The 14,854-nt window shown below is 68.8% G+C and carries 13 protein-coding genes; 9 read left to right on the top strand and 4 right to left on the bottom strand.

Annotation, left to right across the window (positions count from 1 at the left end; translation table 11 throughout):
- The first annotated feature begins 78 nt into the window (after positions 1–78).
- Genes W7U_RS21185 through W7U_RS21175 form a run of 3 tightly spaced genes read left to right on the top strand, consistent with a single transcriptional unit; the run spans position 79 to position 3,953 of the window.
- A complete protein-coding gene (locus W7U_RS21185; protein WP_008262396.1) occupies positions 79–2,304 on the top strand; it encodes an acyl-CoA dehydrogenase in 2,226 nt (741 codons plus the stop codon).
- A gap of 8 nt (positions 2,305–2,312) precedes the next feature.
- Positions 2,313–3,521: a thiolase family protein gene (locus tag W7U_RS21180; RefSeq protein ID WP_008262395.1), complete on the top strand. Its 1,209-nt coding sequence runs from the start codon at positions 2,313–2,315 to the stop codon at positions 3,519–3,521.
- A 6-nt stretch (positions 3,522–3,527) separates the two neighbouring features.
- The gene (locus tag W7U_RS21175; RefSeq protein ID WP_008262394.1) at positions 3,528–3,953 is read left to right on the top strand and encodes an OB-fold domain-containing protein; all 426 of its coding nucleotides are present in this window, start codon (positions 3,528–3,530) and stop codon (positions 3,951–3,953) included.
- Positions 3,954–3,956: 3 nt separating this feature from the next.
- Here the strand turns inward: W7U_RS21175 and W7U_RS21170 are convergent, their stop codons facing one another.
- On the bottom strand, positions 3,957–4,934 hold the full coding sequence (locus tag W7U_RS21170; protein WP_008262393.1) for a LacI family DNA-binding transcriptional regulator: 978 nt from the start codon (positions 4,932–4,934) through the stop codon (positions 3,957–3,959).
- A gap of 291 nt (positions 4,935–5,225) precedes the next feature.
- Between W7U_RS21170 and W7U_RS21165 the strand changes: the two genes are divergently transcribed.
- From W7U_RS21165 to W7U_RS21140, 6 genes are read left to right on the top strand one after another with little or no spacing between them, the layout of a single operon-like run.
- On the top strand, positions 5,226–6,575 hold the full coding sequence (locus tag W7U_RS21165; RefSeq protein WP_008262392.1) for an amidohydrolase family protein: 1,350 nt from the start codon (positions 5,226–5,228) through the stop codon (positions 6,573–6,575).
- A 2-nt stretch (positions 6,576–6,577) separates the two neighbouring features.
- Entirely contained in the window at positions 6,578–8,914 is a 2,337-nt protein-coding gene (locus W7U_RS21160) for a CoA transferase (RefSeq protein WP_008262391.1), read from the top strand.
- Position 8,915: 1 nt separating this feature from the next.
- On the top strand, positions 8,916–9,248 hold the full coding sequence (locus W7U_RS21155; protein ID WP_008262388.1) for a hypothetical protein: 333 nt from the start codon (positions 8,916–8,918) through the stop codon (positions 9,246–9,248).
- 26 nt (positions 9,249–9,274) lie between these two features.
- Complete coding sequence (locus tag W7U_RS21150; protein ID WP_008262386.1) at positions 9,275–10,435, top strand: thiolase family protein; 1,161 nt, start codon at positions 9,275–9,277, stop codon at positions 10,433–10,435.
- Positions 10,432–10,866 (top strand): OB-fold domain-containing protein, encoded by a 435-nt coding sequence (locus W7U_RS21145; RefSeq protein ID WP_008262383.1) that lies wholly within the window; start codon positions 10,432–10,434, stop codon positions 10,864–10,866. Before W7U_RS21150 ends, W7U_RS21145 begins: the two co-directional genes overlap by 4 nt.
- Positions 10,863–11,510, top strand: a complete 648-nt coding sequence (locus W7U_RS21140; RefSeq protein ID WP_008262381.1) for a MarR family transcriptional regulator — start codon at positions 10,863–10,865, stop codon at positions 11,508–11,510. Before W7U_RS21145 ends, W7U_RS21140 begins: the two co-directional genes overlap by 4 nt.
- Here W7U_RS21140 and fadD1 read toward each other — a convergent pair.
- The 3 genes from fadD1 to W7U_RS21125 form a co-directional block, all read right to left on the bottom strand.
- Entirely contained in the window at positions 11,452–13,083 is a 1,632-nt protein-coding gene (gene fadD1, locus W7U_RS21135; protein WP_008262379.1) for a fatty-acid--CoA ligase FadD1, read from the bottom strand. The two genes, W7U_RS21140 and fadD1, sit on opposite strands and share 59 nt — an antisense overlap.
- 85 nt (positions 13,084–13,168) lie before the next feature.
- On the bottom strand, positions 13,169–13,930 hold the full coding sequence (locus tag W7U_RS21130; RefSeq protein ID WP_008262377.1) for an SDR family oxidoreductase: 762 nt from the start codon (positions 13,928–13,930) through the stop codon (positions 13,169–13,171).
- Positions 13,931–14,005: 75 nt separating this feature from the next.
- Positions 14,006–14,836 (bottom strand): alpha/beta hydrolase, encoded by an 831-nt coding sequence (locus W7U_RS21125; RefSeq protein WP_008262375.1) that lies wholly within the window; start codon positions 14,834–14,836, stop codon positions 14,006–14,008.
- Positions 14,837–14,854: the final 18 nt, after the last annotated feature.

Raw genomic sequence — 14,854 nt, 5'->3', positions numbered from 1 at the left:
CGTCTTGTCAGACTCGCATCCGGAGCCGAAAGGGTAGCAATCAGTGCGGCCATCGTCAGTCACTATGCGGCCGCCCGCATGACCCTGGGGCTGAGCCCGGAACAACAGGAGCTCTGCGACGCCGTCGGGCAGTTCGCTGCCCGCAATGCCCCCATCGCCACGACACGCGGCAGCTTCGACGAGCTCGCGGCGGGCCGCCCACCCGGATGGTGGGATGCGCTGGTCGGCAACGGGTTTCATGCCGTGCACCTGCCGGAGGACCTCGGCGGCCAGGGCGGACGGCTGATCGACGCCGCGTGCGTGCTGGAGGCGGCGGGCAAGTCGCTGTTGCCCGGCCCGCTACTGCCGACGGTGGCCGCGGGTGCGGTCGCCTTGCTCGCCGATCCGACACCGAGCGCGCAATCACTGGTGCGTGACCTCGCGGCCGGCGTCACCGCCGCCGTCGTGCTTCCGGGCGACGGGGACCTGCACGCCCGGGCCGTGGACGGGCGGTGGGCCCTCAGCGGGGCGTCGGAGGTAACACCGGGCGTGTGCGCGGCGCGGATCATCCTGGTCGGCGCGCCGACCCGGGAAGGCGACGTCGTCTGGGTGCCGGTCGACACCCAAAAGCGCGCGGTGACAGTCGAACCCGTCCGCGGCACCGACCTCGTCGCCGATGCCGGGATCATGCGTCTGGACGACTACACGGCGACGGACGACGAGGCACTCACCGGGATCGACGCGGAACGCGCGCGCTGTGTGCTGTTGGGTCTCGTCGCCGCCACGACGGCCGGCATCGTCCAGTGGTGCCTGCAGGCCGTCACCGCCCACCTGCGCAGCCGCGAACAATTCGGCAAGGTGATCGGCACGTTCCAGGCGTTGCAACACAGCGCGGCAATGCTGTTGGTCAACAGCGAATTGGCCACCGCGGCGGCCTGGGACGCGGTGCGCGCCGTCGACGAATCACTCGATCAGCACAGGATGGCCGCCGCCGGGGCGGCCGTGATCGCGATCTCGCCCGCCCCGGACCTGGTGCTCGACGCGTTGACGATGCTCGGCGCCATCGGTTTCACCTGGGAGCACGACGTGCACCTGTACTGGCGGCGGGCCATCAGCCTGGCGGGATCCATCGGCCCGGCGAACCGCTGGGCGCGGCGGCTGGGGGAGCTCACCTGCACCCAGACGCGCGACATGTCGGTGAACCTCGGCGACGCCGAGCCCGAATTCCGTTCCTGGGTGGCCGAGACGCTCGATGCGGCTCTGCAGTTGTGCAACGACAAACCCGCGCCGCACGGCGACTATGAGCACCTCGCCACCGGGCCGCAACGCACGCTGATCGCCGACGCCGGCCTCATGGCGCCGCACTGGCCGGCGCCGTGGGGCGTCGATGCGGATCCGTTGAAACAGCTCATCATCGACGAGGAGTTCGCCAAGCGACCCGGCCTGGTTCGACCCTCGCTGAACATCGCCGAATGGATCCTGCCCTCGGTGTTGGCTGCCGCGCCAAAAGACTTGCAGGAGCGGCTGATCCCGGCGACCCAACGCGGCGACATCCTGTGGTGTCAGCTGTTCAGCGAACCGGGAGCCGGCTCCGACCTCGCGTCGCTGACCACCCGCGCGACCAAGGTCGATGGCGGCTGGCGGATCAACGGCCACAAGATCTGGACGTCGTTGGCCCAATACGCCGACCTGGGTGCGCTCCTTGCGCGCACCGACCCCGAAGCCAGCAAGCACCGCGGCATCGGCTACTTCATTCTCGATATGCGTTCCCCCGGGGTGGAGATCCAGCCGATCAAGACGGCGACCGGGCAGGCGCATTTCAACGAGGTGTTCCTCAACGACGTGTTCATTCCCGACGAGATGCTGCTGGGTGGCCCCACCGATGGCTGGAGCCTGGCGATCGCGACGATGGCCGAAGAGCGTTCGGCCATCAGCGGATACGTCAAGTTCGACCGGGCCGTCGCGCTGCGCCGGCTCGCCGCTCAACCCGGACCGGACCGTGACGACGCGTTGCGTGAGCTCGGCGAGCTCGACGCCTACACCAACGCGATCAGGGCACTCGGGGTGCGCGAAACCATTCGGCTGCTCGACGGTCAGGCCTCCGGCCCGGCATCCAGCATCGCCAAGGTCGCGATGAATGTGCTGCTGCGGCGCACATTCCAGGCCACGCTGCAGCTCACCGGGCAGGTCGCGATGGTCGACGACCCCGACACCGCGGTCGTGGAGCCCTATCTGCATCTGCCGGCCGAGCTGATCGGCGGGGGAACCAGGGAGATTCAGCTCAACATCATCGCGCAGATGATCCTCGGACTACCCCGAAAGTAGGACAGCTCATGGGTTTACGTGGCGAGGCCGCGATCGTCGGGTACGTCGAACTGCCACCCGAACGCATGACCAAGGCGTCGCCCGCCCCCTTCGTCATCGAGCAATGGGCCGAACTCGGCGCCGCCGCGCTCGCCGATGCGGGACTGCCCTTCGAGGTTGTCGACGGCATCGTGGCGTCACACCTGGCCGAGTCGGAGATCTTCGTCCCCTCCACCATCGCCGAATACCTCGGAGTGGGGGCGAGGTTCGCCGAACACGTGGACCTGGGTGGCGCCAGCGCCGCGGCCATGGTGTGGCGAGCCGCCGCCGCCGTCGAACTCGGCATCTGCGACGCCGTCCTGTGCGCGCTGCCCGCCCGGTACATCACCCCGATGTCGCCGAAGAAACCCAGATCGCTCGGCGACGCCTTGTATTTCGGGTCGTCGAGCAACCAATACGGCTCTCCCCAGGCCGAATTCGAGATCCCCTACGGAAATCTCGGCCAGAACGGACCGTATGGCCAGGTTGCCCAACGCTACGCGGCGATCTACGGCTACGACGAGCGGGCGATGGCCAAGATCGTCGTCGACCAGCGCACCAACGCCAACCACACCGAGGGCGCGATCTGGAAGGACAAGCCACTGACCGTCGATGACGTCCTGGCCAGCCCGGTCATCGCCGACCCGCTGCACATGCTGGAGATCGTGATGCCGTGTGTGGGGGGCGCCGCCGTCGTGGTCGCGAACGCCGACGTCGCCAGGCGCTCCCGCAATCGGCCGGTGTGGGTCAAGGGATTTGGCGAGCATGTGCCGTTCAAGACGCCGACCTACGCCCAGGACCTGCTGCAGACCCCGATCGCCGCAGCCGCCGACACGGCCTTCGCCATGACGGACCTGACCCGGGAGCAGATGGACATGGTTTCGATCTACGACTGCTACACCATCACCGTGCTGCTCTCCCTCGAAGACGCCGGGTTCTGCGAGAAGGGCAAGGGGATGGAGTTCGTCGCCGGCCACGACCTCACGTTCCGCGGCGATTTCCCGCTCAACACCGCCGGCGGCCAATTGGGCTTCGGCCAGGCGGGTCTGGCCGGCGGCATGCACCACGTCTGCGATGCCACCCGCCAGATCATGGGCCGCGCCGGGGCGGCGCAGGTCGCCGACTGCCACCGCGCCTTCGTGTCCGGCAACGGCGGGATCCTATCCGAGCAGACCGCGCTCATCCTCGAGGGAGACTGATCACCGATGACCACCTTCGAGCGGCCGATGCCCGTCAAAACCCCTACCAGCGCGCCGTTTTGGGACGCGCTCGCGCGGCACCGCATCGTCATCCAGTATTCGCCGTCGCTGCAGGCGTATGTGTTCTATCCGCGGGTGCGCGCGCCGCGCACCCTGGCCGACGACCTGGAATGGCGCGAGATCTCCGGGATGGGGACGCTGTACTCCTACACCGTGGCCCACCGGCCGGTCAGCCCGCACTTCGCCGATGCCGTGCCCCAGCTACTCGCCATCGTCGAATGGGACGAGGGCCCAAGGTTTTCCACCGAGATGGTCTTGCCCAGCGATCGGGTCGACCCGGCCCGCCTGCGGGTGGGGATGCGGGTGAAGCCGGTGTTCTGCGACTACCCGGAACACGACGTCACGCTCCTGCGTTACGAGCCCGCCGACTGACGCTCACGTCGACGCCCGCACCACCAGGTGGGCGATGTCCGTCAGCTCGGGGGAGGGCGGGGCGGGTTGCCCCAGCCGCTCGAAGACGGCGGCGAGGGCGGCGTCGGCGACCGCGCAGGGGTCGAACTGAACGGTGGTCAGCGGTGGGGTGCTGACCATGCCCATGGGACTCGCGTCGACACCCATCACCGCGAGGTCGCTCGGACAGCGCAGCCGCGCCCGATGGATGCCGTAGAGGACGAGGCAGGCGATCTCGTCGCTTTGGGCGCAGACGGCGGTGACCCCGTCGCCCACCCATCCGGTGACCACGTCGGCGGCGTTGTCCAGGGTGACCTGGTCGACTCGCACGGGTGGCAGGTCGCGCGCCCGCGCGGCCCGCGACACGCCTTCGAACCAGTAGTCGCCCAGCGGCCTCCAGCGGTCAACCCCGGTGTACGCGAAGGCGATTCGACGATGGCCGCGCTCGACGAGGTGCTCGACGCGCATCTCGCCGACCGAAAGATGCGGGTTGTTGAGTGCGGGCAGCGTCCCGATCTCGATGTGCGGGATGCCGGCCTTGGCCACCGCCTCGCGGGCGGCCGCGCTCAGCGGGAACAGGCTGGTGATCGCGACCGGGTCCAGGTTCTCGATCGCATCGACGACATGATGATCGTCGTCGGTCTCGAAAACCTGGACCTGAAGCAGGCCCTGGCGGGCCAGCGCCGTGGTCATGCGGCTGCCCGCCTGCATCGGCATCTCGCCCACGGCCACGTGCGGCACCACGTAGAGCACCACACCGCTTTTGCCGCGCGCAAGGTTGCGGGCGGCGAGGTTTGGCCGATAACCGAGGAGTTTGGCGGCGCGGTAGACGGCGTCGCGGGTTTCGGGGGAGATCCGCCGGCCCTGCGCGTTGTTCAGCACGTAGCTGACCGTGGCGGTCGACACGCTGGCCAACCGGGCCACGTCCGCGGTGGTCGGACGCGCCGCCTTATTGCTGCTCAACTTCCGTCACCTTCCGGGCCCGGTCATGCCCCATGGTGGCATGCGAGACCCACCGGCACCGCAGGATGTCGTGTGGTGGAGCCGCATCACGTGGACTATTAGTCCACATGCGCCGGGAACGTCGTAGCCGAGCCGCCGGGAACAGGACGCGAAGCCCGTCAGCGCCTTGTCTCGTTGCGATGCAGCGCAAGACGCGAGGGCGGCGCGCTATGACCAACGCACCGCGCGTCGTTGACACTGTGATCGGCACCATTATCTACTAGTCACTATAAATTGACCGAGGAGCGCGGCATGAACAAGGACGATCTAATCCTGATCAGCGTGGATGATCACATCGCCGAGCCGGCCGACATGTTCGACGCCCACGTTCCCGCCAAGTACAAGGACCGCGCCCCGCGGGTGGTCCTCGAACCCGACGGCGTCCAGCAGTGGTACTACGGCGAGGTCCGCGGCCGAAACATGGGCCTGAACGCCGTGGCCGGCAAGCCCCGCGAGATGTACAACATCGACGCCTCGCGCTACGACGAGATGCGGCCGGGCTGCTTCAACGTCGACGAGCGGGTCCGCGACATGAACGCCGGCGGGCAGCTGGCGGGCTTGAACTTTCCGAACTTCACCGGATTCTCCGGCCAGGTCCTCAACCAGGGTCCCGACCGCGAGGTCAACCTGGTGATGATCAAGGCCTACAACGACTGGCACGTCGACGAATGGTGCGGGGCGTACCCGGGCCGGTTCATCCCGTGCGGCATCCTGCCGCTATTTGATGTGGCCGAGGCCGCCAAGGAAGTCAAACGCCTGGCCGACAAGGGTTGTCACGCGGTGACGTTCTCGGAGAATCCGGAAGCGTTGCAGATGCCCAGCATTCACACCAAGTACTGGTATCCGCTGTTCGAGGCCGCCTGCGAGAACAAGACGGTGCTGTGCACGCACGTCGGCTCCGCCTCCCGCTCCCCGCAGGTGTCGACCGACGCGCCGCCCAGCGTGCAGATGACGGCGTCGTCGATGATGAGCATGTTCACCTTCACCGAACTGATCTGGGCGGAATTCTGGGCGTACTTCCCGCAATTGAAGTTCTCGCTCACCGAGGGCGACGTCGGCTGGATACCGTACTTCCTCTGGCGCGCCGAGCATGTGTACAACCGCCACTCGGGGTGGACGCTGGCGACGTTCCCGCCCGGCTACAGTGGTCCCACCGATGTGTTCAAGCGGCATTTCTACACCTGCTTCATCAGTGACAAGGTCGGCGTCCACAACATGGAGTGGTTCAACGAGGACATGCTGTGCTGGGAGTCCGACTTCCCGCACTCCGACAGCAACTGGCCGTTCGCGCCGGAGGACATCATCGCCACCATGGGCCACCTCGACGACCGGGTCATCGACAAGATCACCCACGAAAATGCCATGGCCGCATACTCATTCGACCCGTTCCAACACATCCCGAAGGAACAGGCGCGGGCCGGCCGGCTGCGCGCGCAGGCCACCGATGTCGACGTCGTCACCCACGTCGGCCGCCGCGCCAGCCAGCGCGACCGGGACGCGTGGACCCGGATGACGCAATTCGCCCTGCAGGCCGGAGCGGCCGCGCCCGTGACGGCCGAGGCGGCCGGCATCGCCGGACGCGCCACCACCCTGGGTAACTGAACGTGGCGGGTGCGGCGCCGTTCGCGGGTTGGCGCGTGCTGGAGTTGTGCAACGGACTGGCCGTGTCCTACTGCGGGAAGATGTTCGCCGACGCCGGGGCCGAGGTGGTGAAAATCGAATCCCTGCAGGGCGATTCGCTGCGCGCCTGGTCGGCGGCGGGTGGACCACCGGGGGCGCTGTTCGGATACCTGGCCGCGGGCAAGATGTCGGTGATCAACCGCGGCCAGGCAGAGGTCGCGTCGCTGCTGGCCGGCGCCGACCTCGTGCTCACCGACCTGACCGACGGATGGACGCTCGACGGCATCACCGCGCACACCGCCGCTTCGGCCGTGGTGGTGGCCGTGACACCGTTCGGCACCACCGGCCCCTACGCCGAAAACCAGGTCGCGGCCAACGAATTCATCCTGCAGGCACTGTGCGGATCGATCGCCGGGCGGGGCTGGCCGGACGACGAGCCGGTGCAAGCCGGCGGGCGGCTCGGGGAATGGCTGGCGGGCACGTTCGCCGCAGCGGCCGCCGCGGCCACGGCGCGGCACGCCGCCCGAAGCGGCCGCGGCCAGGTCATCGACGTCTCGACGTACGAGGCCATGGTGATCGCCATGGGCGGCCTGTCGGCGATGTCGGCGAGCGTGCTGGGCGCCGATTCGCTGCTACACGAACGCAGTTTGGAACTGCCCTCGATCGTTCCCACCGCCGACGGCATGGTCGGCTTCTGCACCATCACTGCGCAGCAGTTCCAGGATTTCCTGGTGATGATCGACCGCGCCGATCTCGTCGGCGACGCCGAGCTGGCGTCCTTTGCCGGACGGGTCGCGCGCCGCGACGAGTTCCTGGACATGGTCACCGCCTGGACCAGAAGCCGCACCACCCAGGAGATCGTCGACGTCGCCGTGGCCTTCCGGATCCCGGTCGCCCCCATAGCGTCTCCCGAGATGCTGCCCAAACTGGACCATTTCGTGGAACGCGGCGTGTTCGTCGAATCGCGGGACGGGGTGCTGGCGCCGCGGGTGCCGTATCGCAGCGAGGCGATGGCGATCAGGCCGCCCAGGCAGCCCCCGGCGCTCGGCGCCGACAACGCACGGCTGCACTGGCGGCCGAGACCCGAGCGACTCCGCACCGACGAGGCCGACGCGCTTCCGCTGTCCGACGTGCGGATCACGGATTTCACCGCGTTCTGGGCCGGCCCGGTCGCCACGCAACTGCTCGGCGCCCTGGGCGCCGACGTGATCAAGGTCGAGGGCGTCCGGCGGCCCGACGGCATGCGGTTCTCCGCGGGCCGCCCACCCGACTGGGATCAATGGTGGGAGTGGGGCCCGGTCTTCTTGTGCAGCAACAACAACAAACGCGGGGTCAGCATCGATCTGGGCACCGATGCCGGGCGATCCGTCGCGCTGGAACTCATCGCCGCCAGCGATCTGGTCATCGAGAACTTCTCGCCGCGGGTGATGGCGAACTTCGGCCTGGAATGGGACGCGGTCCGCGCCGCCAACCCACACGCCATCATGGTGCGGATGCCCGCCTTCGGCCTCGATGGCCCGTGGCGCGATCGCGTCGGCTTCGCGCAGACGATGGAGCAGGCGACCGGCATGGCGTGGATGACCGGCCACGCCGACGGTCCGCCCGTGATTCCGCGCGGAGTGTGCGACCCGATCGCCGGCCTGCACGCCGCCTTCGCCGCCGTGGCCGCACTGGCGATCCGCGACCGCGAGGGTGCCGGCATGCAGGTCGAATCGACCATGGTCGAGGCGGCGCTCAACGTGGCCGCCGAAATGCTGGTCGAGTACTCGCGCAACGGAATCGCCCTGCGGCGCAATGGGAACCGCGGCCCCGGCGCGACCCCCCAGGGCGTGTACCGCTGCCGCGGCGACGACGAATGGGTCGCGCTCGCCGCGCTGGACGCCGCCGCCCGGGCGTCGCTGGCCGGTTTGCTCGACCAGCCTGACATGGACGAAACCGCGTGGGACGAACGGGCCGACGACATCGACAAATTGATCTGCGCCTGGGCCGCGACGCGCTCTGTGACCGAAGCGGTCGCCGCGCTGCGCGCCGCCGGCGTGGCCGCCGCGCGCGTCACCCCCGCCGCGGCGCTGCTGACCGACCCGCACCTGCACGCACGCGGCTTCTGGGAGACGGTCGACCATCCCGTCGCCGGCTCTTTCCTATGCACCGGAATGCCTTTCGCGTTCCCCGACCGGCCGAGGCGCTGGATCCGGCGGGTGCCACCACTCTACGGTCAGCACACGAAGGAGGTACTCACCGACCTTCTCGGGCACAGCGAAGCGGACCTGGCCGACCTGCGGCGCTCGGGCACCATCAGCGACCGGCCGGCGGGCCTGTGACATGGCGGTCAGCCTGTGCGTGCCGCCCCGCGCCGGGGAGCTGTGCGCGCCGGTGCGCTTCCTGGTGCGCCGGGATTCCGTGGTGATGGAGCTGACCGCCCGCCACCGCATCACCAGTGTGGAGTGGGACGAGGTCGAACACGCGGTGGCGATGGTCGTCGAGATCACCGACCCGCAGACGGCGCGACCGGTGGACGTGCGGATCGACGTCGTGCAAGTGGCCGGCACCGATCACAGCCCCGCGCCCGGCACAATCATCGGCACCATCACCCGCGACGGGAGACGATACGAGGTCAGGGGCACCTACCTGGGTGTCGTCGCGGACGAAAACTGAACGGCGGTAACGGGAATGGAACATCGGTGAGCGCGACGAGGCGCACTGCGGCGATCGTCGGGGTGCACAACACCCGGCAGGGACGTCGGCTGGACGGCGAAACGTCGCGCGGCCTGGCGATCAAGGCGATCCTGGGCGCGCTCGACGATGCCGGGCTGACCCTCGACGACGTCGACGGCATCAGCGCGAGCCCGCAGTCGACCTCGTTGATCTACGACCTGCGGATCGGCCCGGCCTGGCAGGGCCTGGCCTTCGGGGTCGGCATGATCACCGAGGCGGTCACCGCGATCGAGCACGGCATGGCGGACGTGGTGGTGCTGGTCGCGGCGCAGGCCGGCGAATACCGCGACCACGAGGCCACCGCGCCGTGGACCCGGCCCGAAAACGAATTCGTCGCGCCCTGGGGCATGTTCACCACCGCCGAGTTCGCGCTCATCGCCCGGCGCCACATGCACGTCTACGGCACGACGCGCGAACAACTCTCGCTCGTCGCCGCGACCATCCGCAACAACGGTTCGCGCAACCCCGAAGCCGTCTACTACCAGCGGGGCCCGTTCGCGCCCGAGGACATCACCGCGTCGCGGCCCATCGCGGACCCGTTCCATCTCCTGGACTGCGCGACCACGTCCGAAGGCGGGTGCGCGCTCGTCGTGGCCAACGTCGACGCCATCGACGTCAAGAGTCAACCCATCTACGTCCTGGGCAGCGGCGCGGACTTTCACGGCCCCTCCTACCAGCACCCGCCGGCGTACGACCTCGCCGGGCGGCGCGGCGATCACGTGAACGGTGTGGTGGGCCGGCGCGCGGCCGAGTGCGCATTCACCCACGCCGGGCTGCGCCGCGAAGACGTCGACGTGCTGGAACTCTACGACCCGTTCTCCTTCGAAATCATCCGCCAGCTCGAGGCATTCGGCTTCTGCGGCGACGGCGAGGGCGGGCCGTTCGTCGCCGATGGCCACATCGCCATCGACGGCAGCCATCCGATCACCACCGACGGGGGGACCATGTCGTTCAGCCACGCGGGCTCCAACCCGCAGATGATGCAGCGCGCCATCCGAGCCGTTCAGCAGTTGCGTGGCCAGGCCGGCGATCTTCAAGTCCCCGATGCGCATATCGCGTTGTGTAGCAACGGGGGAGCGGGGGCGTTGTTCACGACGGTGCTGATTTTGGGAGACGAGCCACGGTGACCTCTGATCCATTGCGACCCCAAACCGGCCCCGTCCCGCACGCGAGCAGCCAGGTCAGCGTGCCGTTCTGGGAGGGCTGTCGGTCGCGGCGGCTGCGCTATCAGCGTTGCGCGGGGTGTGGCCTGGCTAACTTCCCCCCGACCGAGCATTGCCGCCAATGCCTTTCGCAGGAGATCGCCTGGCGGGAGGGCAGCGGCCGCGGCGAGATCTATAGCTGGACGGTGGTTTATCGGCCGGTGACACCCGAATTCGAACCGCCGTATGCGCCGGCGATCGTCACGCTCGACGAGGGCTATCAGATGCTGACCAATGTCGTCGGTGTGCCCCTGGAGGACATCGAGGTCGGCCTGCGCGTGCGGGTGCGATTCCACGACGTCGGCCCCGGCGTGACGCTTCCGTACTTCACCGCGGAAGGAACCGACAGTTCGTGAGTCCCCGTACCAGCAACGGACTTCCGGTCACCGCCTACCTGGTCCTGGGCGTGCTGGCGGCCAACGACGAGCAACTCACCGCCGGCGAGATCAAGATGCGCGCCGAACTGTCCGTCGGCCACTTCTACTGGTCCCCGTCGGTCAGCCACGTGCGGCGCGAACTGACCCGGCTGCTGGCCCGGGGAATGGTCAGCGAGACCGGCGCCCAGTCCGGCAAGCGCGCCATCACCCTGTACGAGACCACCGAGGCCGGGCTCGACGCGCTGCGCCGCTGGGTGCAGCACTTCCCGGGGCAGGACCAAGTGGTCATCAAACATCCCGTCATCCTCAAAACCTGGCTGGCCCGCGGCGAGGACCCCGAACACGTCCTGGACACCCTGGACCGCCATCTCGACGCGACCCGGGCCCGCCTCGACGAGGCGCTGTGGTCGCGGCAGCGTTCCCGCGAGCTCGGCATCACCGACGACCCCGAACAGCGCTACTCCTTCGCCGTTTTGGACTACGCGATCCGCGGGCTGTACGCGGAGATCTCCAACATCACCCAGCTGCGCGACGAGATCGCCGCCGGCACCACCCGCGATCCGGTCAAACGGGTGCGACGGTCGAAGGGGCAGATCCGCCGTAGGGAGCCCCGGAGCCCGTGACCGCATAGGCTGTCCCGCGGGATTCGCGCTCCCACAACACTTCTCCCTGCCCGATCGCGGTTCCCTGGGCGATCAACTGGCGCTTGAGCACCTTGTGGGTGGCGGTGCTGGGCAGGTCGGCGGCGATGCGGACGTAGCGTGGGCGCGCCTTGGGGGACAGGTCGGGCTGGGCGTCGAGGAACGCTTCGAATTCGTCGGGCGCCAGCGTGTGGCCGTCGTTGAGCACGACGGCCGCCATCACTTGATCGCCGACATGGCCGTCCGCGACGGCGTAGACCGCGACCCGGTTGATCGCGCTGTGGCGCAACAGGATCCGTTCGATGGGCGCGGCGGCCAGGTTCTCGCCGTCGACCCGCATCCAGTCGGCGGTGCGGCCGGCCAGGTAGATCCAGCCGTCGGAGTCGCGGTAGGCCAGGTCTCCGGACCAGTACATGCCGTGGCGCATGCGCTCGGCGTTGGCGTCCGGGTCGTTGTAGTAGCCGGTGAAGAAACCCGAGCCGGCCGTGTTCACCAGCTCGCCCACCGCTTCGTCGGCGTTGACGAGTGCCCCGTCGGCATCGAACCGGGCGATCGCGCATTCGGTGACGGTATCGCTGTGGTAGATGGCCACCCCGTCGGCGCCCCGCCCGATCGAGCCCTTGGGCGTGCCGGGTTCGCGGATCACGATGACGGCGTTCTCGGTCGACCCGAAGCCGTCCTCGACCTGCACACCGAACCGGCGCGCGAACTCCTCGATGTCCTTGTCGTTGGCCTCGTTGCCGAACGCCACCCGCAGCGGATTGTCGGCGTCGTCGTCGCGTTCGGCGGTGGCCAGGATGTAGGCCAGCGGCTTGCCGACGTAGTTCATGTAGGTGGCGCCGTGGCGGCGGATGTCGTCGAGGAAGTTGCTCGCCGAGAATTTCGCAGGCACGATCGCGGCGCCCGAGCACACCGCGGGCGCCCATCCCGCGACCACCGCGTTGGAGTGAAACAGCGGCATCGACACGTAACAGGTGTCCTGGTCGGTGAGGGTGAATCGCTCGGCCAGACTGAGCCCGGCGACCGTTGCCATGAAGTGAGATACCTGCACCGCCTTGGGATTTCCGCTCGTTCCCGACGTGAAGATCATCATGAAGGCGTCCATCGCGGTGACCTGCCGATGCGGCGTCAGCTCGCCTGCGGAGTCGATGAGCTCGACCCACTGAGGCGTCGAGGTGTCGAGGACGCGCGTGTCCGCCAGGTCCAGGCCGTCCAGCAGCGGGCGGTGCTCGGCGTCGGTCACCACGACCTGGCAGTCCGCGCGGCGGATGTCGGCGGCCAGGGCCTCGCCGCGGCGGGTGGTGTTCAGGCCGCACAGCACGTAGCCGCCGAGCCCGGCCGCCGCCATCTGGCTCAGCATCTCGGGGGTGTTTCCCAGCAGGGCGCCGACGTGCACCGGCCGGGACGGATCGGCGGCGGCCAGCAAGGCCGCGGCCCGCGCCGTCGAGCCCTCCAGATACTGACGCCAACTCCATTGCGCATCACCGTATTTCACCGCGATCGATGAATCGGATAGGCGCTTGCGCAGCAGCGCTTGAATCGTGTCGTCAGCCATCGGTCCGATTCACCCTCACTCTGCCTGCCCTACGAGACGAGACGGTCCGTCTTATAGTAGCGGCCGGCGGCGGTCGGCGTGCCGCCTATCCACCCACCATCATCAGGCCGCCGTCCACCGCCAGGAGTTGCCCCGTGATGAAGCCCGAGCCGGGGCCGGCCAGAAACACCAGCATTGGCCCGAGGTCGCGGGTGGGGTCCCCCAGCGTCCCTCCCAGGGGGATCATCATCTTCATCTGCTGGTCGATCAGGGCGGCGGCGTCGGGGCCGAGGAAGTCGCGCAGCCGGTCGGCACCCGGCGTCTGCACGGCGGGAGCCAGGGCGTTGACGGTGACGTTGTCGGCGGCCCAGGCCTTGGCGGCCGACCGCGTCCACGCCTGCACCGCGCCCTTGGTCGCGGCGTAGACGGCCGAGATCGGGCTGCCCATAACGGCTTCCGACGAGCCGAAGTTGATGATCCGTCCGCCCTTGGGGTGCTGGTCCCTCATCACGGCGTAGGCGGCCTGGTTGGTGAGGATGGTTGCCTTCACGTTGGTGTCCAGCAGGAACGAGATGTCGTCGGCGCCGATATAGCCGGGGATGCCCGCCTGCCAGAGCCCCGCGGCGTTCACCAGCACGTCGAGCCCGCCCAGGTGGTGCGCCGCGTCCGTGACCGTCGCCGAGACGCCGTCGGGATCACGCGCGTCGCACTGAAACCACTTGGCGGCGAGGCCTTCCGGCGGCGGCGTCCGGTGATAGGTCGCGGCCACCTCGGCGCCCGCCTCGATCAGGACCCCCACCGCGGCGGCGCCGATGCCGGTGGCGGCGCCGGTCACCAGGATCCGCCGGCCCTGCAGGACATGTTCCATGCCCGCGAGCGTAACGCCACGGCGAAATCCCGCTCGGATCTCCGCCGCGGCGTCACGACCGCGAAGCAGAAGGCGTTACGCGCGCACCGCGACCGTCGACAGCAGATCGGCCAGGCGGTCCGGCTGGTCGACCATGGAGAACGTCCGCGCCCCGGCGATGACCTCGAGGCGGGCGTTGGGGATGGTCGCCGCCAGCCGGGCGCCGTCCTCCTGCTCGAAGAACACGTCGTCTGCCGACCACGCGACAAGCGTCGGCTTGTCGAAGTCATACAGCCTGGCCGCCACCGTCGTCGTCACCTCGGGGCGCATGGAAAGGGTGAACTGGCGTAGGTCCTCGGCGACCGCCGGCAGCGACAGCGCCGGGCGCACCCAGAGCTCGGTGAGGTCGTCGATGTTGCGGTGCGCCAGGCCGTCGAACGCGCGCTTGCGCACTGTGGGCACCCGCATGGCCTGGGCGACGGCCCGGAACGTCGTCTTCGACTTGGCCGCCAGGATCACCGGTTTGAGGATCGGCGGTGGAAAGTGTTCGAACGCATCGCAACTCGTGAGCACCAGCGCACCCAGCCGCTCGCGGTGGTGCACGGCCACCAACTGGGTGACGACGCCGCCGGTGTCGTTGCCGACCAGCACCACGTCCTCGAGGTTGAGCGCGGCGAGCGCCTCGGCGACCATGGCCGCCACGCCGGTGATGGTGCGATCGGCGTCGCGGCGCAGCGGCTCGGGGTGCGCGCCCAGCGGCCAGGTCGGGGCGATGCACCGCAATCCGCGGGCGGCCAGCCGTTCGCTGACCTGGCGCCACAGTTGGCCGCCCATCATGTAACCGTGCACGAAGACCACGGGCCTGCCGTTTTCGGGTCCGGTTGCTTCGTAATGGATGGTTCCGGCACTAATGTCGATCGTCGACATATGAGGACTCCTACGTCA

The organism is Mycobacterium sp. H4Y (genome assembly GCF_000364405.1).
Taxonomy (GTDB): Bacteria; Actinomycetota; Actinomycetes; order Mycobacteriales; family Mycobacteriaceae; genus Mycobacterium; species Mycobacterium intracellulare.
Note: the sequence above shows the minus strand (reverse complement) of the source record. Positions and strands in the feature narration are given on the sequence as shown.